This is a genomic window from Flavobacterium sp. 140616W15, from assembly GCF_003668995.1.
GTDB lineage: Bacteria > Bacteroidota > Bacteroidia > Flavobacteriales > Flavobacteriaceae > Flavobacterium.
Map to the genome: position 1 here is coordinate 3,696,588 of NZ_CP033068.1, position 23,092 is coordinate 3,719,679.

At 33.9% G+C, this 23,092-nt stretch carries 18 protein-coding genes; 7 read left to right on the plus strand and 11 right to left on the minus strand.

What is annotated here, in order from left to right:
* Positions 1 to 112 precede the first annotated feature (112 nt).
* Together EAG11_RS16225 and EAG11_RS16230 are read right to left on the minus strand one after the other, a co-directional pair.
* Positions 113 to 1,480: an ammonium transporter gene (locus tag EAG11_RS16225; RefSeq protein ID WP_129540071.1), complete on the minus strand. Its 1,368-nt coding sequence runs from the start codon at positions 1,478 to 1,480 to the stop codon at positions 113 to 115.
* A gap of 243 nt (positions 1,481 to 1,723) precedes the next feature.
* Positions 1,724 to 2,215 (minus strand): nuclear transport factor 2 family protein, encoded by a 492-nt coding sequence (locus tag EAG11_RS16230; protein WP_129540072.1) that lies wholly within the window; start codon positions 2,213 to 2,215, stop codon positions 1,724 to 1,726.
* A gap of 472 nt (positions 2,216 to 2,687) precedes the next feature.
* Between EAG11_RS16230 and EAG11_RS16235 the strand changes: the two genes are divergently transcribed.
* Entirely contained in the window at positions 2,688 to 3,317 is a 630-nt protein-coding gene (locus tag EAG11_RS16235) for a hypothetical protein (RefSeq protein ID WP_129540073.1), read from the plus strand.
* Positions 3,318 to 3,405: 88 nt separating this feature from the next.
* Here EAG11_RS16235 and wrbA read toward each other — a convergent pair whose 3' ends face one another.
* Positions 3,406 to 4,569 (minus strand): NAD(P)H:quinone oxidoreductase, encoded by a 1,164-nt coding sequence (gene wrbA, locus EAG11_RS16240; RefSeq protein ID WP_129540074.1) that lies wholly within the window; start codon positions 4,567 to 4,569, stop codon positions 3,406 to 3,408.
* A 417-nt stretch (positions 4,570 to 4,986) separates the two neighbouring features.
* On the opposite strand from wrbA, the gene EAG11_RS16245 reads away from it, so the two are divergent.
* Positions 4,987 to 5,643 carry an NAD(P)H-binding protein gene (locus tag EAG11_RS16245; RefSeq protein WP_129540075.1) on the plus strand — a complete coding sequence of 219 codons (657 nt, stop codon included), beginning with the start codon at positions 4,987 to 4,989 and terminating at the stop codon, positions 5,641 to 5,643.
* 58 nt (positions 5,644 to 5,701) lie between these two features.
* On the opposite strand, the gene EAG11_RS16250 is transcribed toward EAG11_RS16245, so the two are convergent.
* Positions 5,702 to 6,016: an HPF/RaiA family ribosome-associated protein gene (locus EAG11_RS16250; protein ID WP_129540076.1), complete on the minus strand. Its 315-nt coding sequence runs from the start codon at positions 6,014 to 6,016 to the stop codon at positions 5,702 to 5,704.
* 342 nt (positions 6,017 to 6,358) lie between these two features.
* On the opposite strand from EAG11_RS16250, the gene EAG11_RS16255 reads away from it, so the two are divergent.
* Positions 6,359 to 6,595: a hypothetical protein gene (locus EAG11_RS16255; RefSeq protein WP_129540077.1), complete on the plus strand. Its 237-nt coding sequence runs from the start codon at positions 6,359 to 6,361 to the stop codon at positions 6,593 to 6,595.
* A gap of 46 nt (positions 6,596 to 6,641) precedes the next feature.
* On the opposite strand, the gene EAG11_RS22425 is transcribed toward EAG11_RS16255, so the two are convergent.
* From EAG11_RS22425 to EAG11_RS16280, 6 genes are all read right to left on the minus strand, one after another.
* Complete coding sequence (locus EAG11_RS22425; protein WP_242499182.1) at positions 6,642 to 7,142, minus strand: HNH endonuclease; 501 nt, start codon at positions 7,140 to 7,142, stop codon at positions 6,642 to 6,644.
* Positions 7,142 to 7,414, minus strand: coding sequence for a hypothetical protein (locus tag EAG11_RS22430; RefSeq protein ID WP_242499183.1), 273 nt, complete (start codon positions 7,412 to 7,414; stop codon positions 7,142 to 7,144). Before EAG11_RS22430 ends, EAG11_RS22425 begins: the two co-directional genes overlap by 1 nt.
* A 78-nt stretch (positions 7,415 to 7,492) precedes the next feature.
* Positions 7,493 to 9,937: an AsmA family protein gene (locus EAG11_RS16265; RefSeq protein WP_129540078.1), complete on the minus strand. Its 2,445-nt coding sequence runs from the start codon at positions 9,935 to 9,937 to the stop codon at positions 7,493 to 7,495.
* 298 nt (positions 9,938 to 10,235) lie between these two features.
* The gene (locus EAG11_RS16270) at positions 10,236 to 11,231 is read right to left on the minus strand and encodes a Gfo/Idh/MocA family protein (RefSeq protein ID WP_129540079.1); all 996 of its coding nucleotides are present in this window, start codon (positions 11,229 to 11,231) and stop codon (positions 10,236 to 10,238) included.
* A 627-nt stretch (positions 11,232 to 11,858) separates the two neighbouring features.
* Entirely contained in the window at positions 11,859 to 13,958 is a 2,100-nt protein-coding gene (locus EAG11_RS16275) for a prolyl oligopeptidase family protein (protein ID WP_371414644.1), read from the minus strand.
* Between the two features lie 134 nt (positions 13,959 to 14,092).
* Positions 14,093 to 16,300 (minus strand): TonB-dependent receptor, encoded by a 2,208-nt coding sequence (locus EAG11_RS16280; protein WP_129540081.1) that lies wholly within the window; start codon positions 16,298 to 16,300, stop codon positions 14,093 to 14,095.
* Between the two features lie 1,515 nt (positions 16,301 to 17,815).
* Here EAG11_RS16280 and EAG11_RS16290 point away from each other — a divergent pair.
* Positions 17,816 to 18,547, plus strand: a complete 732-nt coding sequence (locus EAG11_RS16290) for a porin family protein (RefSeq protein ID WP_371414601.1) — start codon at positions 17,816 to 17,818, stop codon at positions 18,545 to 18,547.
* Here EAG11_RS16290 and EAG11_RS16295 read toward each other — a convergent pair.
* Entirely contained in the window at positions 18,542 to 19,150 is a 609-nt protein-coding gene (locus tag EAG11_RS16295) for a hypothetical protein (RefSeq protein WP_242499184.1), read from the minus strand. The genes EAG11_RS16290 and EAG11_RS16295 overlap by 6 nt on opposite strands.
* Positions 19,151 to 19,556: 406 nt before the next feature.
* Here EAG11_RS16295 and EAG11_RS16300 point away from each other — a divergent pair, with 406 nt between their 5' ends.
* The 3 genes from EAG11_RS16300 (at position 19,557) to EAG11_RS16310 (ending at position 23,045) form a co-directional block, all read left to right on the plus strand.
* The gene (locus EAG11_RS16300) at positions 19,557 to 22,028 is read left to right on the plus strand and encodes a bifunctional UDP-N-acetylmuramoyl-tripeptide:D-alanyl-D-alanine ligase/alanine racemase (protein WP_129540083.1); all 2,472 of its coding nucleotides are present in this window, start codon (positions 19,557 to 19,559) and stop codon (positions 22,026 to 22,028) included.
* An 85-nt stretch (positions 22,029 to 22,113) separates the two neighbouring features.
* Positions 22,114 to 22,491: a large conductance mechanosensitive channel protein MscL gene (mscL, locus tag EAG11_RS16305; protein WP_129540084.1), complete on the plus strand. Its 378-nt coding sequence runs from the start codon at positions 22,114 to 22,116 to the stop codon at positions 22,489 to 22,491.
* 77 nt (positions 22,492 to 22,568) lie between these two features.
* Positions 22,569 to 23,045, plus strand: a complete 477-nt coding sequence (locus EAG11_RS16310; protein WP_129540085.1) for a hypothetical protein — start codon at positions 22,569 to 22,571, stop codon at positions 23,043 to 23,045.
* Positions 23,046 to 23,092 lie beyond the last annotated feature (47 nt).

Consider the following 23,092-nt stretch of genomic DNA (forward strand, 5'->3'; position numbering starts at 1 on the left):
TAAGGAATATATACGAATGAAACGCATCGGATTTCAAAAATGAAAAAAACCACATCGAATGGCTTTTTTCTACAAAAACATTTGATGTGGTTTTCTTTATAAAATCACCTAATTAAACAGCACTTTTCATTTTAGGCTCTAGCGTTTCATCGTGTTGAGATAAGTCCAATCCGATGTGCTCTGATTCTTCTGACACACGCATTGGGATAATTAGATTTGTTACCTTAAATAGTAAATAAGCTCCGAAGAAAGTAAATATCGATACCAAGACCAATGCCATCATATGATGTGCAAAAACCATCCATCCGCCGTGAAGCAAACTTGCTTTTTCGCCATGTGCAAAAATTGCAGTAAGAATCATTCCCATAATCCCTCCCACTCCATGACAAGCAAAAACATCTAGAGTATCATCTATTTTCTTCAAGAAAGTAGCATTTACCACCATATTTGAAACTAGTGCAGCACTGAATCCAAAAAACATACTTTCTGGGACGGATATAAATCCGGCTGCTGGAGTAATCGAAACCAATCCTACTACTGCTCCAATACACGCTCCTAAAGCTGATACTTTTCGCCCGTTTATTCTATCAAAAAATACCCACGTTAACATTGCCGCTGCAGATGCTGTTGTTGTGGTAGCAAAAGCCATTGCCGCTACACCATTTGCTGCCAAAGCTGAACCTGCATTAAAACCAAACCAGCCAAACCACAGCATTCCTGTTCCTAATAATACAAAAGGAATATTGGTCGGTATATGTCGGCTATTTTTTCTTTTTCCTAATACAAGAACTCCTGCTAGTGCTGCAAAACCAGCGCTCATATGAACAACTGTTCCTCCTGCAAAATCTTTAACTCCAAAATAAGTTCCTAAAATCCCTGTAGGATACCAAACAGCATGACATAAAGGAGCATAAATAAATATGGTAAACAAACAGATAAAAAGAAGGTACGAGATAAACCGAACGCGCTCTGCGAATGAACCTGTAATAATTGCTGGCGCTATAACTGCAAATTTCATTTGGAATAAGGCAAACAACATAAACGGAATCGTATTTGCTAATTGCTTATGAGGCAAAACACCCACATAATCCATAAAGGCAAATGTTGTTGGATTTCCTACGAAGCTATAAAAATTTCCTCCTGAATGAATTCCTATTGGCTCACCAAAAGCAAGACTAAAACCAACTACAACCCACAAAAGTGTTACTACGCCAAGGCAAATAAAACTTTGAAGCATCGTTGATATTACATTCTTTTTTCCAACCATTCCTCCATAAAAAAAGGAAAGCCCAGGAGTCATAATCAAAACCAGGCAACAAGAGGTAAGCATCCAAGCAACATCGGCAGGAACAATATGATCTGTGGTTCCAAATTCTGAAAGGACATAATCAGTTCCGCTAACTGTTGGCCAAAATGCACCCGTTATAGATACGATACTTATAATGACAAAGGAAATAACCCACCACTTTTCTGTTTTCATTTTCAAAATACTTTACTTTAACCCCATTTTTATAGGGGTCAAAGTTATAAAAAAACAAGTATTTTACTTTTTAAAGGCTAAAAAATAGCGGGCTATCATTAAATTATAATCAATATTGCAATTTTGAAAGCTTTTTATTGCCAGTATCCCATTTTGAGGTTCAAATTAATATATCAAATTAGCAATCCTATTATAACGAAATTAGAACCTTTGTTTTTAAAAGACTAAAAACAAAGTCTTTACTTACTTTTTCTTTAATTTAGTAATTAGAACATCCTCAATTGGAGCCTTAATTTTAATAATTTCATCCACATTGTCGTTTGGAATCGTCATAGACAAAACATAATGCTTTACTTTCCATTCTTTCCCCACTTTTACCATAACACCCGATCCGCGACAAATTTTCATTTGAGTATCTAGCAATTCATCAAACCAAGCTGTTTTTCCTGTTGCATCAAAAAAGACATGACGTTCTAATGCTGTAAAATTCCACGCTTTCCCTCTATCAAAAAAAGGCTTCGCCCATACTTTAAAATCGGCTTTGTTCCAATTTTCGGTTGCATCTGTTCCGATAAAAATCGCATCATCGGCCATTAAAGAAAAATAAGGTTCAAAACTAGCATCGGCTGCAGCTTTATGCCAAGCATCAAGAGTTTTATTGATTTTATCGACCTCAACAGTTTGTGCTTGCGCAAAAGAGGTAATGAATAAAAGAAGTAAAATTGATTTTTTCATAGTATTTGGTTAGTTGTTTTTTTAAAGCAGAAATATAGTAAATATGTGGCTAAAAAAGGTACTGAGGTTCTAAGTCACAAAGGTTCAAAGATTTTGCTGTAGAATACGCATAAAAAAGGTACTGAGGTACTAAGTTACAAAGGTTCAAAGGTCTTTTTAAAACCATATAAGAAATAGTAGTTCATATATAAATATGGCGTAAACTTAAATGCTCTTACATTACTTACATGCTTAAACCTCTTTTATTATTTAAAAAAAGGCACTGAGGTACTAAGCAACAAAGGCTCAAAGGTTTTTACACAGGAGTACTAACTGAAAAATTAACCAAAAAGAGCATAAAACTTTGCGCTCTTTGCGTAAATCCTTGTGGCCTTTGCGGTAAAAAGGCTAGCTAAAAACTTGTTTTAACAACGAATGATTTATAAAATCAATCAAAAACGAGTATATTTGAGAACTTTAAAATTACTCAACCATGAATTCGAAAATCTTTATAAGCTCGTTAATCATTTCTTCAATCCTTTTTATCTCTTGCAAAAAAGGATTAGAACCTCAAGAAAGCACTCCTGCGTCTGAATTGGTAAAACTAGGATTGGCGCAAGACACGACAAAAGCAAATTCGGCAGTTCAAACACCAGCACCAGCAGCAAATCCAAACACTGTAATGGGTGCCACTGGAGGAATTAATCCTGCTCACGGACAACCTGGTCACCGTTGCGACATTGAAGTTGGAGCTCCTTTAAACTCTGCAGCCCCTGCACAAGCAACACAAACAACTACTCAAACTCAAACAGCTCCTACAACAACTGTAGTGACAAATACAGCAACTGCTCAACCAACAACCACTACAGCCAAAGGAATGAATCCTCCTCACGGACAAAAAGGACATCGTTGTGATATTGCTGTAGGTGCACCATTAAATTCTGCAGCTCCAAAAACAACTACTCAACAAACACAATCTGAATCGGGTACGGTTAGTCAACAAATGGCTATTCCGCTTCCTGCTCCAAATACCGATGTTACTGCTCCTGGAATGAATCCGCCACACGGACAAGAAGGCCACCGTTGTGATATTGCTGTAGGTGCAGCATTACCAAAATCATAAAGTATCGATCATAATCGACCTCATATAAAGCAAAAACCCGAATACACAATATGTATTCGGGTTTTCTCTTTTTAATCTAAATCTATTTTTATTCGATTTCGAAAATTGCCTGAATTTCAACTGCCGAATTTATCGGTAACGAAACTGCTCCAACTGTCGCTCTTGCATGCTTTCCTTTTTCTCCAAAAACCAATGCTGTTAAATTAGAAGCCGAATTCATAAGACCTGCATGTTGTGTATATTCAGGTGTTGTATTAAAATATCCTGTTAACTGAACACATTGTTTTACTTTGTTCAAATCACCTCCGCAAGCTACTTTTAATACCGCAATAACATTAAGCATGGTTTGATACGTTGCTTCTTTGGCTTGTTCGTCTGTAACTGTTGCACCCACTTTACCTGGATTTAATATCTTACCATCTTTTAATGCAACTTGATTGATGTACACTTTATTATTCGAAATGGTAAAGGGTACGTAATTCCCAACTGGCATAGGAGCTTCAGGAATCACAATATTATTATCTTTTAATACTTTATTCACATCAAAACCTACTTTTTCTGCTGGAGTTAGTTTGAGCATTTTAGCGCTTTCTGTGTTTTTTAAGCCCGAAGCTACTCTTGCCAAAGCTTTACCTTGTTCTTTTGCCAAATTCAATTCGCTAGCCGAAGGTCTTGTTCCTGTTGATCCAGCCAATGAAGTTGCTCCAAAAGGAGTATTTCCTTGTGGAACTGTTTTATCCAAAGTAGCTGTTCCCATAATTCCTGTAGGTACAATTACCATTCCGTGTGAGGCAAGGATGTTCCAAAAAGACAAAATTGCCGCTTCTTTTCCTGCTCCCGATCCAGCCGACATAAAAACAGTTGCTGGTTTTCCTTCTAAAACTCTTGAAGTCCAAATTGGAATACTTTTGCTAAAAAAGTAATTCATATCGGCACTGATGTTTGCAAAATGAACTGGGCTACCAAAAGCGATTCCATCGTAATTAGCCAATTCTTCGATTGTTGCCACTGGCAATTTCTCTACCTCAGCAGTTAATTTTTCTTTTGGATTTATCGAAGCAACTCTTTTTATTGTTGCTTTTGTATTTGGATACTCCTGAATTCCCTCTGCCATAGCTTTAGCCATTTTATATGTTCCTCCGCTCTGAGAATGGATAAGAACCAAAACAGTAGTCTCAGGTGTTTTAACTTGCGCATTTGCACCAAAACCTATAAAAATTACGGTTAATAATGCGAGTAATTGCTTTTTCATGAATTTATTTTAAATGATTTATTATTCGATACCCAAATCAATTCGCTTGTCCTTTTATCAAAAACAAGCGACTTATTTTGGGGCTACAAAATTACTTCTTACAACAGCGAAAAGCGTTATTATTATCTTAATTTTATTTTTGGGATTTTAGAGATTCACAAAAACCCACAGAGTCACACAAAGATTCATGTAGAAAAGAATCGGCTTAATCCGCAAAATCTGCGTGAAACAAAATATAAATACCTAAAAACATATAGTTATATTGCTATGTTGGAGCTTTAGATAAAAGTTAGAGAGTTGTTTTTTTTGCCACTCCCGATAGCTATCGGGATAAGGGATTAAAAAAGATTAATCATTCTAATCTGTGAAATCTGTGGCAAAAATTTCTAACTTACGCTAAACAAATCACTCAATTTTATGAAAAAAGCAATTATTTATGGAGCAAGCGGACTAGTTGGATCTTATATACTTGAATATTTGCTAAACAATCCTAATTACGAACAAATCATTATCGTTGTTCGGAAAGACTTAAACATTAAGCATCCTAAACTAAAAACTCTTATTGGTGATTTTCATTCTTTAGATAACGTAGTCAAAGGCATTCAGACAGACGAAATTTATATCGCTCTTGGAACCACACAAAAGAAAACCCCTGATCAAAAAATATATTACCAAATTGATCATGACTATCCTGTATTAGCTTCGAAATTGGCTAAGGAGAATGGAGCAAAAGCTGTGTTTTTGGTCTCCGCGGTTGGAGCAAATCCAAATTCATCTGTATTTTACACTAAGACAAAAGGAGAAGCCGAAGAGGATATCCTCAACCTAAATTTTGATTATACGTATATCTTTCGCCCTTCGATGATTTTAGGAAATAGAAAAGAAAACCGACCTCTTGAAAAAGTTTTAAAGACACTCTTCAAAATCATCAACCCTTTATTCGTAGCTAGTCTAAGCAAGTACAAAGGCATTGAAGCTAGTGATATTGCCAAAGCAATGGTTAATAGTGCTGATGGGGCTAATGAAAGAGTCAAAATATTGCATTGGAAAGAAATGATTGCTTTATTAAAATAAAAAATGGCATTATCTTAATTTTAGATAATGCCATTTTACAATTATATAGGTATGTAAATTAATACTCTTTCATTTTTTCGAAAGTTGTAGTAAGTGATTTTTTGATTTTACCCAAAGCACCTTGAAAAGCTTTTTCAAGTGTATCGGCGTGATCTGTAACAGTAATAGGCTGTAATTTTACAGGACGAACTTCAATCACACATTTCTTGTCGTTTAGGCTGAATTTCTCTCCGTTTTCGTCTCCAAAATGTACTTCGATGCGTGTAACCTTATCTTCAAAACGTGCCAACGATTTATTTAATTCGCCAGAGAAATAAGCTTCTAATCTTTCGTGTCCTTCTATGTTTTTGTCGGTGTTGATTTGAATTTTCATCTTACTATATATTTAATGTTTGTTTCTCAAAGCTATCAAATTTTGAATAAAAAAACGAAAGAGTTAATAAAACATTATGAAAATAAATTACGATTTTTTTCACTCCATTTGCCTTTCCTTCAAAGAAGAAATCACAACAGAAACCTTGCACTAACAGACAAGTTAAATACCAAGGTAATTCGAGGGAAATTTCATATGTTTGCAGTCCTAAACGTTAAAAACATGAACTCGATTAAACTTTTGCCCGTGTGGTATGGTGGCGGTATTGGAAACAACTGCAACGCTTTTAACGGCGTAGGACACCTTAGCTATGCGGGTTTTATATTTCCTAAACGTTAAATTATGAGTACAAACACCCTTACCAAAGAAACAGAAACAAGACTAATTAACTTTCTTACTACAGAAATTAATCCTCTTGAAATGGCTAAATGCATCAGGCGAATAAACCACTTTCTGGCCTTAACCGTTATTCGCAACGATGACAATCGCAATCCGATTAATAAGTATTGGTTAAAAGATGATTTTTATTGGATCAACGAATTAGCCGAAACCTTAAATCCTCATTTGGAGGTTGAATAAGTAAAGAAGCCACTGTAAATAGTGGCTTTTTTGTTTTTGGTTAGTTTTATTTATTAAAAATAGTATCCAGATGATACTCTAGAAATTCTGTTCTAGGTAAATATTTTTGAGCAACAATAATTTTTTGATTTTCAATTGGAGAAAAATATGTTTGATAAAATTCCGTTTCTCTTTTCTTTTTGATTGCATCCGAAAATACAATTTCATGGTTTGTATTTATTCCTATCAATCCTTTATCAAAAGCTTTATCGTAAAGTGCCGAAAAACAGATTCCATTTTCAGGATTTAACCGATGTTCTTCATTTTTCGACCAAGGTATTATATGACTAGCTAATAAAAGTTCAGGAATATCAATTCCCGTAATTGCACATTTATTATTATAATTAGATAAAACCATTTTTCTAAAAACGGATTGATTTACTCTAGTTCTTACCTCTCTAATAACATCTTCTCCTTTTAAATCTTTTATATCAGAGAGTATATCTTCAAATTTGCTTTCTATAGTAGTATTTTCTTTTTCGGCTAAAATTTTCTCGCTTTGAAACACTAACTCTTCTTGATTATTAAAAATTCATCCCAAATAGGTTGAGTTTGTCTGATGCCATTTTTTAAACCTACAATGCCTCTATTTATATGAAAAGGATCCACACTTGCAAAATTCCCTAATCTCATTCCTATTGAACTAGGTGTTCTACCAAGTATTTCAGCAAGTTTTTTGACTTCTGGGGTAGATTTATTCATTTTTCCGAAAGGTAACTTTAAATATAAATTGAAAGCTAGTATTAATTCCTCACGCGTCCACAGTTTTTTTGAAGTCATTTTTTATTATGATGATTGCATTCAAATATAGATTTTATTATTCTTATTTGAAGTTGTTTTTTCAATTATAAGATATCCTTACTTATCCCTCTTCCCCCATTTAATTTTGATTTTCCCTCCATCATCGACAGCTAATAGATGTAAAACGATCCCTCTGTTGCGAATAGCGTCGCGTTCGGCTTTGGTGGCTAGTTTGGCATCGTTTTTAGAATTTCGGAGTGGAACTGTCATCGCTAGATTGGTATTGTTGCCAATAGAATAAACTCCTTCGACATCAAAATTCAGAACACTCGAGCTAACTCTTAAACCCAAGACATCGATATCATGTCCTCTTAAAACAAGGTTTCCTGACAAATCGCTGAATGTGATATTCTTTACATCACGAAACGGAAAGGCAAACTTCCCGATTTTTACGATTGGCTCAAAGTTTACCAAAGCGCCGTTATTGACTTTAAAACTAACATTTCCTGTTGCCGATTTGGGCACAAGATTTCCTTGAGCATCCATTAATCCTCCAATATTTGCTTTGGTTGTTAGTTTTCCTTTTATATCTTTTGCATCAAATGACTTAATATCGAAATTATTAAATGATGTTAGGAAACTGGTAATATCTACATCATTAACCTGTGCATTGGACTGAAGATTGTACTTATTCCCTTTAGGACTCAATACCCCCGAGAAAGCTACCGTTCCTCCTGATGTTTTCAGAAATCCATCATGTACTGTTACATTGGAGTTGGTTAATTTAATAGTTGCTTTGGCATTTGAAGCGGTTAATTTTCCATAGACTAACTTATCTAAATTAAGTTGCAATACTACCTGACATTTATTTATAACGGTATGAAGCTGATCTGAGAAACTCTCCCGACTGGTTGTCTTTTTTGCAACTTGTTTCTTTTTTTGCGTTGCGGCAATAACTCCTATAAATTGTTTCACATCGATACTTGGACTATAAATCTTCCAATCGATTAACATTTTTTCGGGAGCATCATAATACAGATTCAAAAAATTATCGACTCTTCCTTCTACATAAACTGTATTATGACGGTCTTTGAACACGAATTTTTTAATTAAAAGTGCTTGTTCGGTAAAGTCTAACTGAATGTTTGTTTTTTCAAAATTAAGCCCTTTAGGAACGTACTTTAAACTAGCATTTGCAACGCGAACACTTCCTATAAATTTTGGTTTTCTGAAGTACAAATCAACGATATCACATTCAAACTTAAAATCGACTTTGGCTTGACCGTTAGAAAAATGCATTAAATCGGCATTTATTATACTGTTGAGTTTTTCAACTTCAAAATTAGCACTTAAGATTCCCGTTGCTACTGGTTTATCAAAATTATGAATCATCGCATCCGGAATTTCAAACGCCATTTTGTTATAGGCTCCTTTAAAATCTTTTATTATCACCGCCGAATTTGCATCTTCACATCCTAGTTCTTCTTTGAATATGTTTGTAAACTTACCATTGAAGCTACAATCTGAGATAGATCCATCTGGAATATGCAATTCATTATTCTTTACTACGGCGGTTACATTAATCTTAGGATCGCCTTCGGCATTAAAATCACCATCGAGAATGCAGGTTACATCTATCGGTTTTTTTAAATCATAGAATTTTAGTTTTGAACTAATATTATTTGCCAATAAATTGGTTGCATCCTTCCAGAGAATCTTTGTTTTTATTTCAATCAAGAAATTGGAACTGGGTTCATTACCTACTTCAAAACTGGATTTAACATCAAATTTATCTCCTCCTATTTCGAGTCCATCTACATTGGCTGTAATTTTGTTTTGGTCTGACTTGTATACCGCTGTAATAATTCCTCTGATTCGTTTGTCTTTGGCAAAGCTTCCTTTTTCAGTATTGAATGCCATACTTTTTACATTTGTATCTACAAAAAGATTGGTGTTCCAATTATTCCCATCGTAATTAATTTTGGCTTTTAAGGCCATTACTTCAAAATCGAATAATTTATTTCGTGGTTTGTTTTCAGAAATAAAATGCACATTGGTCATGCTTATTTCATCAATCAATGTTGTTTTAGTGTTGGCTTTTTCTTCTTTTTTAGTTTTTTTTCTGAAGATGTCCGTGTTTGTTATTCCGTTTGGGCCGTTGTACAAATCGAGTGTTGCATCATTTATTTCGATTTTATGAAAGTCTATTTTATCAGATAGTAAACTCATAATATTTAATCGCACTTCTATTTCTTTTGCCACTAGAAATGTTCTTTTGTGTTCAGCCCACAAACTATCTTTTAGATTAACATCTTTTAATGCCAATGTAAGATTAGGAAATCCCGTAAGAAACTTATACTGAATATCTCCTATATCAATTGCCCCACTGATATTGTCGTTTATCTTATTATTTATTTTAGAAACAATTTCGGTTTTGTTATGACTAAAGTAAAACGCCAATCCGCCTGATGCTATTAATACCAAACCAATGAGTCCTAAGAAAAAGAAAATAATGCGTTTGGCATACTTTTTAAAATGAGCCGACTGAAGAAAATGTTTCATTTAAGCGTAGATTTTTATAGGAATATTAAAGATAATCTAAAACAGCAGAAATAACACCTTTTACTTACAGAAAAGCGCCTTTATTGTGGGATGTGGGATGTAAGATGTATGATGTGAAATGTGGGATGTATGATGTATAGTATATCAAAATTACTTAACCTCTACTCTTCACTCTTTACTCTTCACTCTTCACTCTTCACTCTTTATTCTTTACTCTTTATTCTTTACTCTTTATTCTTTACTCTTTATTCTTCACATCTCACACCTAACTTTTCACCTCTCATACCTCTCACACTTATTACTTTTTATATCCTTGTCTGAATTCTTTTAAAACTTCATCGATTACCCAAGTGGTTCTCGCTGCTGAAATTCCATTAGACGGACAACCAGAAGCGCCTAGAATTTCCTGCACTACGGTTTCTATAAGTGGCTGTTGGATATGCAACGGATTCTCTATTGGAAAGCTTTCTATTTTTCCGTCTTTATCTTCGAGCTGTATTGGATCGTTGCCAAAAGTAGAAAAGGAAATTTTACCTTTATCGCCTACAATCTCGACAATATCATGTCGTTTGTGACTGCCAAAATTCCACAGTCCTGTGCCGTGAATTCCATTTTCAAACAGAAACGACATCGAAACACTGTCTTCGGCTGGATATGCCATAAGCTGTGATGTGGCATGACCTCGAACCGACTTAATTGGTCCAAAAACAAAATCCAGGAAATCTAGTGTATGACATGCTAAATCAACAAATATTCCACCACCTGAAATATGTGGTAAAACTGTCCAAGGTAAATTGATTTCGTCGTCGTATCTTGCTTCAAAAGAATGATACAAAACACAGTTTACATGTCTTGGTGTTCCTATGATTCCGTTATCGATTAATTCCTTTATCTTTAGGAAACGCGGTAAACATCTGCGATAATAAGCCACAAATAATGGTACATTATTCGCTTTGCAAACTTGTATCATTTCGTTGCATTCTTCAAAATTTAGTGCCATTGGTTTTTCGACATAAACGGGCTTTCCAGCTTTGGCACATAAAAGCGTATATTCTTTATGTGATGATGGTGGCGTTGCTATATAAACAGCATCAACATCTGGATCATTTATCAAATCGACAGCATTCGAATACCATTTGGGTACATTGTGGCGTTTAGCATAATCGGCTACCAAGGTGGCATCTCTGCGCATTACTGCTACTAGAGCTGAGTTTTTTGCTTTTTGAAACGCTGGTCCGCTTTTAACTTCGGTTACATTACCACAACCTATAATTCCCCATCTTACAATTTCCATTTTTTTGGTTTTTAGTTGTTCCAAATTTAAGAGAAAAGAATTGCTTAAAAAAGCTAGTCACCGATTCGTGGATTATTTTTTCACCACTCCCGATAGCTATCGGGATAAAGGATTAAAAATAGTTAGTCGCAAATTATTTTTTCTCTGCTCCCGATAGCTATCGGGATAAAAGGATTTGAGCGGATGCGCACTGATTTTTTTGCGAATCAAATCGGCCTAAATCTGCGAGAAACATTAAAAATAAGCTATGAATTTTAAAAACTTTACAGTTAATCTTTTGCCACTCCCGATAGCTATCGGGATAAAGGATTTAAAATAGTTAGTCCGAATTATTTTTCTCGCAGATTTAAAAGGATTAGAGGGATTCTAAATCTTTGCGCTCTTTGTGTAAATCTTTGCGAACTTTGCGGTTAATTTTGCCACAGATTAAAGGATTAAAATGATTTTAAAACTTTGCGCTCTTTGCGGTTAATTCTTGCCACAGATTTAAAGGATTAAAATGATTTAATTGTATTGTACAAAAAAAACACGGATCTCTCTAATTAGTGTTAATTAGTGAAATCCGTGTTAGTATTAAATTAGCCTCAAATAAATTAATCTTAATATGTGGCTGAAAAATTATTTAAATTACTTTTTAGGTAATGCTTTAAATCCCATATTGTACAATGTAAATGCCTGAATATCGACATTTTCCTGAATTGTAGCTGCCACTGATTTTCCTGCTCCATGTCCTGCTTTTACATCGATACGGATTAAAACTGGATTATCTCCTGTTTGTTTTTCCTGTAATTCGGCTGCAAATTTGAAACTATGTGCTGGCACTACTCTATCGTCATGATCTCCTGTAGTTACCATAGTTGCTGGGTAATGAACTCCTTTTTTTACATTGTGAACTGGTGAATATCCTTTGATATATTCGAACATTTCTTTGCTATCCTGAGACGTTCCATAATCGTATGCCCATCCTGCTCCTGCTGTAAATGTATGGTAACGCAACATATCCATAACTCCTACTGCTGGCAACGCCACTTTCATTAATTCTGGACGTTGTGTCATTGTTGCTCCTACTAATAATCCGCCGTTTGAACCACCGCGAATTGCTAAGAAATCTGAAGAGGTATATTTTTGAGCAATAAGGTATTCTGCTGCTGCGATGAAATCATCAAATACATTTTGCTTTTGCATTTTTGTTCCTGCATCATGCCATTTTTTACCGTATTCTCCACCTCCACGAAGATTTGGAACTGCGTAAACTCCTCCATTTTCCATCCAAACTGCATTAGCAATACCAAATGATGGCGTTAAGCTTGCATTAAACCCTCCGTAACCATATAAAATAGTTGGGTTTTTACCGTCTAATTTTAATCCTTTTTTATAAGTGATTATCATAGGAACTTTTGTTCCATCCTTAGACGTATAGAATACTTGTTTTGATTCGTAATCTGCACTTTTGAAATCAACTTTAGGCTGCTGATAAATCCCTGATTTTCCAGACTTAACATCAAAAGAATAAATAGTTCCTGGAGTGGTGTAATTTGTAAATGAGTAATACACTACTTTATCATCTTTTTCTCCTGCAAAACCACCTGCTGTTCCTACTGCTGGTAATTTTATCTCTCTAACTAATTTCCCAGTATAATCATATTGTTTTACTGAAGAAACAGCATCTTTCATATAATGTGCAAAGAAATAACCTCCTCCAGTTGATGGAGACAATACATTTTCTGTTTCTGCGATAAAGTTTTTCCAGTTTTCTGGTTTTGCATTATTTGCATCAACTGTTACAATACGCTTGTTTGGTGCATTTAAATCGGTTTGAATAAACAATTTAGATCCTTCATTTTCAATTACTGAATTAGCACTTTTAAAATTATCTACAATAGTAACAATTGGGCTATTTTCTTTAGTTAGATCTTTAATATACAACTCGTTTCCGTAAGTAGAATTAGCTGCTGTGATAATTAAATATTTCATATCATCGGTTACATAACCTCCAACATATCTTCTTTTTTGATCTAATCCAAAAATAACTTTATCCTCTTTTTGAGCTGTTCCTAACTTATGGAAATACAATTTATGCTGATCTGTTTTTGCAGACAATTCGCTTCCTTTTGGTTTATCGTAACTAGAATAGTAGAATCCTTCGTTTCCTTTCCAAGAAATACCACTAAACTTTACATCTACGATTGTATCTTCTAATATTTTACGAGTTTGTGCATCAATGATAATTACTTTTCTCCAATCGCTTCCTCCTTCAGAAATAGAATATGCAGCTATGGTTCCGTCTTTAGTAAAATCCAATCCTCCTAACGATGTGGTTCCGTCTTTAGAGAATGTATTTGGATCTAAGAAAACCTCATCTTTACCGTTTTCTCCTTTTCTGTATACCACAGATTGATTTTGTAATCCGTTATTTTTAGAATAATATGTTGATTTTCCTTTTACATAAGGTGCTCCTATTTTTTCATAGTTCCATAGTTTTTCCATTCGCTTTTTTAACTCATCACGAAAAGGAATCTGGTCTAAATATGCATAGGTAACTTTATTTTGTGCTTTTACCCAAGCAGCTGTTTCTTCAGATTTATCATCTTCTAACCAACGATATGGATCACTTACTTTAGCATCAAAATAGGTATCGATAGTTTCTCCCTTTTTGGTATCAGGATATTTGATCGAATTTGATTTTTGACTTTGTCCAAACGCTACTGTTGTTGCGGTTATAGCCATTAGAATACTAATTTTTTTCATTGTTATAATATTTCGGTTTGTAGCAAAAATAGTTAATTTTTCAATCTAATTTAATATAAAAACGCCAACTACATCGTTAGCGCTTTTAGTGGTCTTATTTACGATTCATTATCTTACAAATTGAAGTTAACTCCTAAAACGATGTTGCGTCCTATATTAGGAATCCCATCTGTTTTTAATCGAGATAAGTGCGCGATGTACTTTTTATCAAATAGGTTATTTCCGTTTATATTTACATCAAAAGCTGTTTTACCAAATTTCACTGTCCCTCCAAAACCTAGATTAACTAATGAATATCCTTTTGAAGCTGTTTCAAAACCGCTTACATTATCTTGATTAAAAGTAGAACTTACATTTAAAGTTGCAAATCCATCATGGAACCAGTTTTTGATATTAAACTCTGTTCTTATTGTGTTATTCCAGTTGTTTGCAGGAATTAATGGCAGGTAATCTCCATTTTGCTTTTTACCAGTTACTGTTTCAAAACTAGTTTCAAAATGCAACCAATCTAAGGGATGTGGATGAAAATGTAATCCAACCTCTCCACCATACAATTTAGCATTGTCCTGTACATAAGCAAAAACATCATTGTTATCGATTATTTCTCCTGTTGGCGAAGTATAGATATAATTGTTTACATGATTATAAAATCCATTTACAAAAAACTCAAAATGGCTGTTTTTATATTCCAGATTCAAATCGGTTTGTACGTTTTGCTCTGTTTTTAAAGCGCCACTTCCAATTTCATAACGATTTGTTCCTTCATGTACTCCATTTGATGTTAGTTCTGCTAAGTTTGGTGCTCTAAATCCAGAAGCAACATTCAAACGCATTGTTAGATTATCTGCCAGATTGGTTTTATACCCCAACGATGCGTTGAAACTATCAAACGATCTGTCTAATGCCTGAAAATATCCTTCTTCTCCTTCTGTTCCGTGTGCAATCGAAGTTACATTTCGGTTATCGAAACGTAATCCTGCTTGTAACACATTACTTTTCCACTCATAGTTTGCTGTTCCAAAAACTCCAAAATCATTTGTTGTTGCATCTGGAATTAAATATTCTTCTCCCGAGTTAGCATTGGTTTGGTGCATTCCCTGAACTCCAACAATGGTTTCTATTTGTCCCATTTTAGGCAAATGATATTTTGCATTATAATTAAATGTTTTCAGTTTCATGTGCAATGCAGCTTCATTACTATCTTCAAACTCACTTCTGTCATTTGTGATATATCCTAAATCGACATCTAATTTTGAATTCTGAAAAAAGAAAACATTATTCAAACTCAACAAATGATTAAAAACTCCTTGTCTAGGAAACTCAGTATTTTTTGTTGTTGTTTGTTCTCCAAATCCTTCTTCTGAAATTCCTAAATCTAGTTTGTTGTAATTATAACGTAAAACACTTGAGAAACTAGAATTACTATATCCTATTCCGGTTTTAAAATCGGTTTCGTTATAACGCGTATTTGTTACACGGTCACTATCTCCTGCTTTATAATCAGAATGTGAATTAAAACTTCCACGTGCTAAAAACTTCCAGTTTTCTGTAGACGTTTTTAACCCAATTGAAGAATTACTTCCTTGTGTATTGGTGAAATATTTCTGACTGAAATTTGCCTTAAAATCTCCTGCATCTGCAAATTTTTCTGGATTAAAATACAAAACTCCTCCCAAAGCATCTGAACCATATAATAAAGATGCTGGCCCTTTTATAACCTCAACACTTTCGACCCCTGAATCATTTAATCCCAGTCCATGTTCGTCTCCAAATTGTTGATTCTCTAATCGAACTCCTTGCGAATAAACTAAAACACGGTTTCCGCTTAATCCTCGAATTACTGGTTTACCAATAGATGTTCCTGTAGAAATTTGAGAAACTCCTGGTATTGTTGCTAATCCTTCTATTAATGTAGAAGTCCCTTTTTGCTGTAATGTTTTAATGGTTTCATGTTCCACTTTCATTACGTTTTGTGATTGTAATTTGCTAAAAGCTGTTGACACAATTACCTCATCCATTTCAAAGGCTGCTTGCGTAAGCAAGATATCCAAGGTGTTCTCTTTTAATAATTTTTCGATGTTTTTATTTTGAGTTGTATACCCTACAAACGTAAATGCGATACGCAGTCCTCCTTTTGGAAGATTATTTAAGCTGTACTTTCCGTTTTCGTCGGTTGTAGTTCCTTTATGTAGTTCTGAAACATAAACTGAAACTCCTGGAACGGGTTGATTTTGCAAATCGGTTACGGTTCCTGAAACTGTATTTTGGGCATTAAGTAAGCCCGAGAACCCTAAAATTAGGGCTATTATGATTTTTTTCATTGTAAATGATACTATAGTTAGATGATTTCTCCATTTAAAAAAAACTCAAAAAATTGTATAAATACGCTCAACAACTCCGATAACTATCAGAATTGGTAAACCATTTTTACCATTCGAATCTATAAACGAAAATTTTGTTTGATTTTTATAAAAATCAAAACTGGGTAAATACGTTGTATTCCGAAAATATCGGATACCAAAAATCTAAACTATAGGAGGGCCTCGAAGGGAATATAAACTTCCGGAAAATGAAATAGCTGTTTCCGAAAAGGTGAGGAAATAAGGAATTTCATCATGAAAAACGGGTAACTGAAAAGTAAATCTTTCAGGTGTTATATAACTACTTATCGCAAAATGACACACATAGCAATAATCTAAATTATGGTGCTGATGCGTTATTTCGGTATTTGTTACATTATACTCGTGATGACATTGTTTCTTTGAAAACTCTTGTACAATATGCTCATAACTATGGAATGACTGAAACAGCATTGAGAACAATACCGTCATCGTCAAAGAAATACTTATTATGAGTTGTTTTCTTTTCATGCGCTACAAAGGTATAAAAAACATGTAAGCGAAATGAATACTTTAGGAAAAAGGTTCTGAGGCACTAAGTTGCAAAAGTTCAAAGTTTTTTTATTATCTACCAAAAAAATTAGTTGAAAAGCTGATAAAAATTTAAATCTGTGATGAAAAAATTAACCGCAAAGGTCGCAAAGCTTTTCCTCGATCTTGTCATCCTGAGCGGAGTCGAAGGACCATAATCTTTGTCGAGTAACCCGTGGAGACCCTTCCTACGTCAGGGTGACAATATTGTGGCTTGTTTGTCTTTAGAGTTTAAATACTATAATGTGTAGTTTTTACTCTCAACAAAACATTTGTGTTAATTTGAGCAATTTGTGGTAACCTTTTTTAATCTGTGATGAAAAAATTAATCGCAAAGGTCGCAAAGCTTTTCCTCGATCTTGTCATCCTGAGCGGAGTCGAAGGACCATAATCTTTGTCGAATAACTCGTGGAGCCCCTTCCTACGCCAGGGTGGCAATATTGTGGCTTGTTTGTCTTTAGAGTTTAAATACTATAATGTGTGGTTTTTACTCTCAACAAAACATTTGTGTTAATTTGAGCAATTTGTGGTAACCTTTTTTAATCTGTGATGAAAAAATTAATCGCAAAGGTCGCAAAGCTTTTCCTCGATCTTGTCATCCTGAGCGGAGTCGAAGGACCATAATCTTTGTCGAGTAACTCGTGGAGACCCTTCCTACGTCAGGGTGGCAATATTGTGGCTTGTTTGTCTTTAGAGTTTAAATACTATAATGTGTAGATTTTACTCTCAATAAAACATTTGTGTTAATTTGAGCAATTTGTGGTAACCTTTTTTAAATCCATTTAATCCTTTATCCCGATAGCTATCGGGAGTGGCGAAAAATTAACCACAATCAAATCACAACTGAACCTTCAAAATCTTATATTTGTATAGTTTATTTCATAATACTAAAATCCCCCTATACTCTTGGAACAATCATTAAAACCAAAATCCAATATGCGATTATTTTTTAGTTGTTTATTTTTAGTATCCTTTCTAAATGTTTTTTCTCAGGAAGAAAAGGCTCCTGCTACTGAAGCTCCAAAAGTAAAAATTGACTCTCTATACCGAGAAGATCAGTTTTATTTTGCGGTTACCTATAATGCATTGAACAATGCTCCAGAAGGATTATCACAAAAGAAATTTTCAGCAGGATTAAGCTTTGGTTTTCTAAGAGATATGCCTATTAACAAAAACCGAAATATTGCAATTGCTGCTGGTTTAGGTTTGAGTTACAAAAATTACTTTCAAAATATTGGAATAACGGGAACTAGTGATGCTCCTATTTATAATGTAATAAATTATTCTAATGTTAACTCAAACAAATTCACTCAATACTTAGTCGATTTTCCTATTGAATTCAGATGGCGAACTTCAACATTTGAGAGCTATAAATTTTGGAGAATATACGGCGGTATAAAATTTAGTTATGTTTTATTTGACCGTTCTGTTTACAAAGATTCAGAACAAAAAGTAACCATTAAAAACAATCGTGATTTCGAAAAATTCCAATACGGTGTGTATATGTCAGCAGGATTTAACACCTGGAATATTTATGCCTATTATGGTTTAAAACCTTTATTTAAATCAGCAAAAACGAGTACTGAAAGTATCGATATGAGAACAATGAATATTGGTGTAATCTTTTATATATTATAACCAAAAAACCAAAAATAGTACTTGCGGAATTATCCCAATCAGCAATCCAATAATGAGTTCTTTATTGGTATGAGCATTCATTTCCAGGCGGGATGATGCTACAAAACCATTCATTAATATGAAAAAGGCAACCCAATACATCATATATGGTAATTGAAGGTGTCGGCTTAAACCAATTGCGAAAATCGTTAATCCGCTAATGGCTATCATATGCAAACTGGCTTTTATTTTAAAAAAAGACAATACCAGTGCAATTATAGTACTAAACAATGCTCCTAAAAAGAAGAAATGCAACTCTGGATATCGCATAATCACGACACTACGCTTAACCAATAAAATGATTAAAAAACAATGAAGTACCAACGGAATCTTACGTTGTGAAGTTTCATGAATCATAATCGAATCGACATTTCCTGTTGAACGAAGCAGCAAGAAAAACAATATTGGAACCAAAACCGTAATAATTAATATCTGAAAAAGTATAAAGAATTTCTCCTCATTGGCAAATGCATCTTCTTTAAAAAAAAGATAAAATATACTCGCATACATCGAAATAAACAATGGATGAAATAAATAAGAAATTGCTGGAAGAATCTTTTTCAACGGCTTGATTTTATTGTCTTGAACAAATATAAAAAAATATATGACTTTCTATAAATTGCTCAAAATTTTAACAGCAACTAAAAACAGAACGCGGATGACACGGTCCCGATAGCTATCGGGATACTAAAGTAAAGACGCGGATAAAAACAGATTTCTAAAAATGACAAAAGAAAAAAATCCGTTTTTATCAGCGTTTTCGCCTTGGCGAATCTGTGTCATCCGCGTTCCATTATAGACAATCTTTACAATTTGAATAATTGCATTTTTAAGAAAATATTAAAAAACTCTTTTCTACCTTTAATGTTTCAAACAATAATATGTTTTTCTAATTCATCACAACTACTATTTTACATTTTACAAAAAACATTTTACAAAAAATATCCAACATAAAACACTTCATAATTCAATGCCTATAAATCTTAAAAACATAATTCAAATACTTCATGCTAAATGGTTTGGTGGCAATCCTGACATCAACATCGACCATCTTTCTATTGATAGCCGTTCTTTACAAAACGGACCCAAAACTTTATTTTTCGCTTTAAGCGGACCAAACAATAATGCGCATGACTATATTCCGGATCTAATCGAAAAAGGCGTTCATAATTTTGTGGTAACACATATTCCTGAAAATTATACACAAAGAGCTAATTATATAGTTGTCGAAAATTCACTAACGGCTTTACAGACAGTAGCTGCTTACTATCGAAGTCTTTTTGATTTTCCTATTATCGGATTGACCGGAAGTAACGGCAAAACGATAGTTAAGGAATGGCTTAATTTCTTATTGAGTCCTGACCATAATATTATAAGAAGTCCAAAAAGCTACAACTCTCAGGTTGGCGTTCCGTTGTCTGTTATTGCAATTAACGAAAAACACAATCTAGGTATTTTTGAAGCTGGAATTTCGACGGTTTCTGAAATGGATAAACTAGAAAAAATTATCAAACCGACTATCGGACTTCTTACCAATATAGGTTCGGCACACGATGAAGGTTTTTTAAATCTTGTACAAAAGATAGATGAAAAACTACTTTTATTTAAAGAAACTCCCGTAATTATTTATCAAAAAACTGAGGTCGTTCATTCTTGTCTAACACAATTTGCAGCCGAATATATGTTGGATTCCAGAAAGCTGTTTTCTTGGAGTTTTACGGATAAACATGCTGCTGTTTTAATTTCTACAAAAGAGACTCATAACGACAGCACTTTAATTGAGTACAGATATAAGAACGAAAAAAGCCAATTTACTATTCCGTTTCAAGACGATGCTTCGATAGAAAATGCTATTTCGTGTCTGATGGTTTTGTTGTACTTAAAATACGATTCGGCTACAATCGAAAATCGAATGCATTTATTGTATCCTGTAGAAATGCGTTTGGAAGTAAAAAACGGAATCAACAACTGCAGTATAATCGATGATAGTTATAGTTCGGATTTTCAATCGCTAAAAATCGCATTAGATTTTCTGGAAAGTCAGCATAAATTCAAGAAGAAAACCGTGATTTTATCTGATATTCTTCAGAGCGGATTTACGAATGACGAATTATATTCAAAAGTGGCTCAACTTATCGAATCTAATAAAATAACCCGTGTTATTGGTATTGGTTCAACCATTTCGTCGTTTAAAGATAAATTCACCAATTGCATTACATTTCCCAATACTGCCGAATTCATTGCGCATTATGAATCGTTAGATTTTGAAAATGAAACCATTCTTATAAAAGGAGCACGTTCGTTTCAGTTTGAAGAAATTGTAGCATTACTTGAGGAGAAAACTCATGAAACAATTCTGGAGATTAACCTCAATGCTATTGGTCATAATCTTAATTTCTTTAAATCTAAAATAAATCCAACCACCAAAATGATGGTGATGGTTAAAGCATATAGTTATGGTAATGGCGGTCTTGAAATCGCCAAATTACTCGAACATCACAAAGTAGATTATTTGGGTGTGGCTTTTGCCGATGAAGGAATTTCACTTAAAAACGGTGGTATAAAACTCCCGATTATGGTACTTAATCCCGAGTCGACTAGTTTTTCTGCCATTATTCAGCACCAATTAGAACCCGAAATTTATAGTTTAAAAGGGCTGAAATCCTTTTTGAAAATTGCTAACGAAAAAAAACTACATCATTTCCCGATTCATATAAAATTAGATACAGGAATGCACCGATTGGGTTTTGAAGCCAATACGCTCGATGAATTAATCACTACTCTAAAAGGAAATACAACTGTTGAAGTAAAAAGTGTTTTATCGCATTTGGCTACAAGTGATGAAGAAAAGCACTTTGATTTTGTTCTTTCTCAAATTGACTTATTCGAAAAATTGTCTTCTAAATTAATAGAAGCATTAGATATTAATCCAATTCGTCATATTTTGAATACTTCTGGAATTAGTAATTTCCCGCAGGCACAATACAATATGGTTCGTTTAGGAATTGGTTTATACGGAGTTTCTAATGATCCTGCTGAACAAAAATATTTAGAAAATGTAAGCACATTAAAATCGATTATTTCACAAGTAAGAACTATTCCTGCTGATGACAGTGTGGGATATGGACGTCGCTTTATGGCCGAAAAAGAAACTCGAATCGCTACAATTCCCATTGGTTATGCCGACGGAATTGCCAGACTTTGGGGTAACGGAGTGGGTTTTGTAACTATAAAAGGGCAAAAAGCACGTATTGTTGGAAACATCTGTATGGATATGCTCATGGTAGATGTAAGTGCCATTGATTGTAAAGAAGGTGACGATGTGGTGATCTTTGGCGAAAGCCCAACTGTAGTCGAAATGGCACGGGAATTACGAACAATTCCGTATGAAATCTTAACTAGTATTTCGCAACGTGTGAAGCGTGTGTTTTTCCGTCAATAATATTTTAGTCGATATTTAATTAAAATATGCGAAATATTACTTATTTTCGAGTAAGAAAAAATTTTAAACTAAAACAATATCAAATATGGGAATGTTATCTGAATTTAAGGAATTTGCAATGAAGGGCAACGTGGTCGATTTAGCTGTCGGTGTCATAATTGGTGGAGCTTTTGGTAAAATTGTAAGCTCTTTTATCGAAGACGTAATTACTCCGTTGTTATTAAAACCTGCATTAGATGCTGCGCATTTATCTACAATCGAAGAACTAACCGCTTTTGGAGGTGTAAAATACGGTTTGTTTATTTCGGCAGTAATTAACTTTTTAATTGTTGCTTTTGTATTGTTTATAATCATCAAAGGAATAAACCATGCTAAGAAAAAAGAAGTTGTCCCTCCACCTGCTCCAGCTGGACCGACACAAGAAGAATTATTGACTCAAATTAGAGATTTATTAAAGAAATAATCCGCTACACTATTGTCTATCTAAACCGTTCAAAATCTGAACGGTTTTTTTATAAAGAAAATAAATTAAGAAACACAATGGGACACGACACAAGTGCTTTGATTGGGCGTATGCCAATTAATATTGATAAGATAAAATTTTATGGATTAGCAGTTGCATTTGAAGACGATTTTGCTATAATTTTTTTAGACGAAGATCATCTTTTCCGTTGGAGTTTAAAACTAAATTTAGATTATTATTCCGGCAATGAGAATTTACGGTTTGGTGATGAATTAATTCATTTTTTAGCCAAAGAAATTGAACTCGAAGAATATATAATTACTTATCTAAGTTTCGAATTTTACGGTGAACTATATAAAAATGCTCTTAAAATTGACGAAGGGGAGATAAATTTAATACTGCGAAAAATTGGCGTCGATGCTTATAACAGTGCAAATGAATTCCACAAATTAAATCTTGACAATTATAGAATGTCTGAATGTTATTATTGGGAAGGAGAGTCGAATTGGGCAAATTTGCGTAAAAACATCATAGCAGGTCATATAGATAACTAAACCGTTCAAAATGGGAACGGTTTTCTTTTTTGTTACAAATACAACAT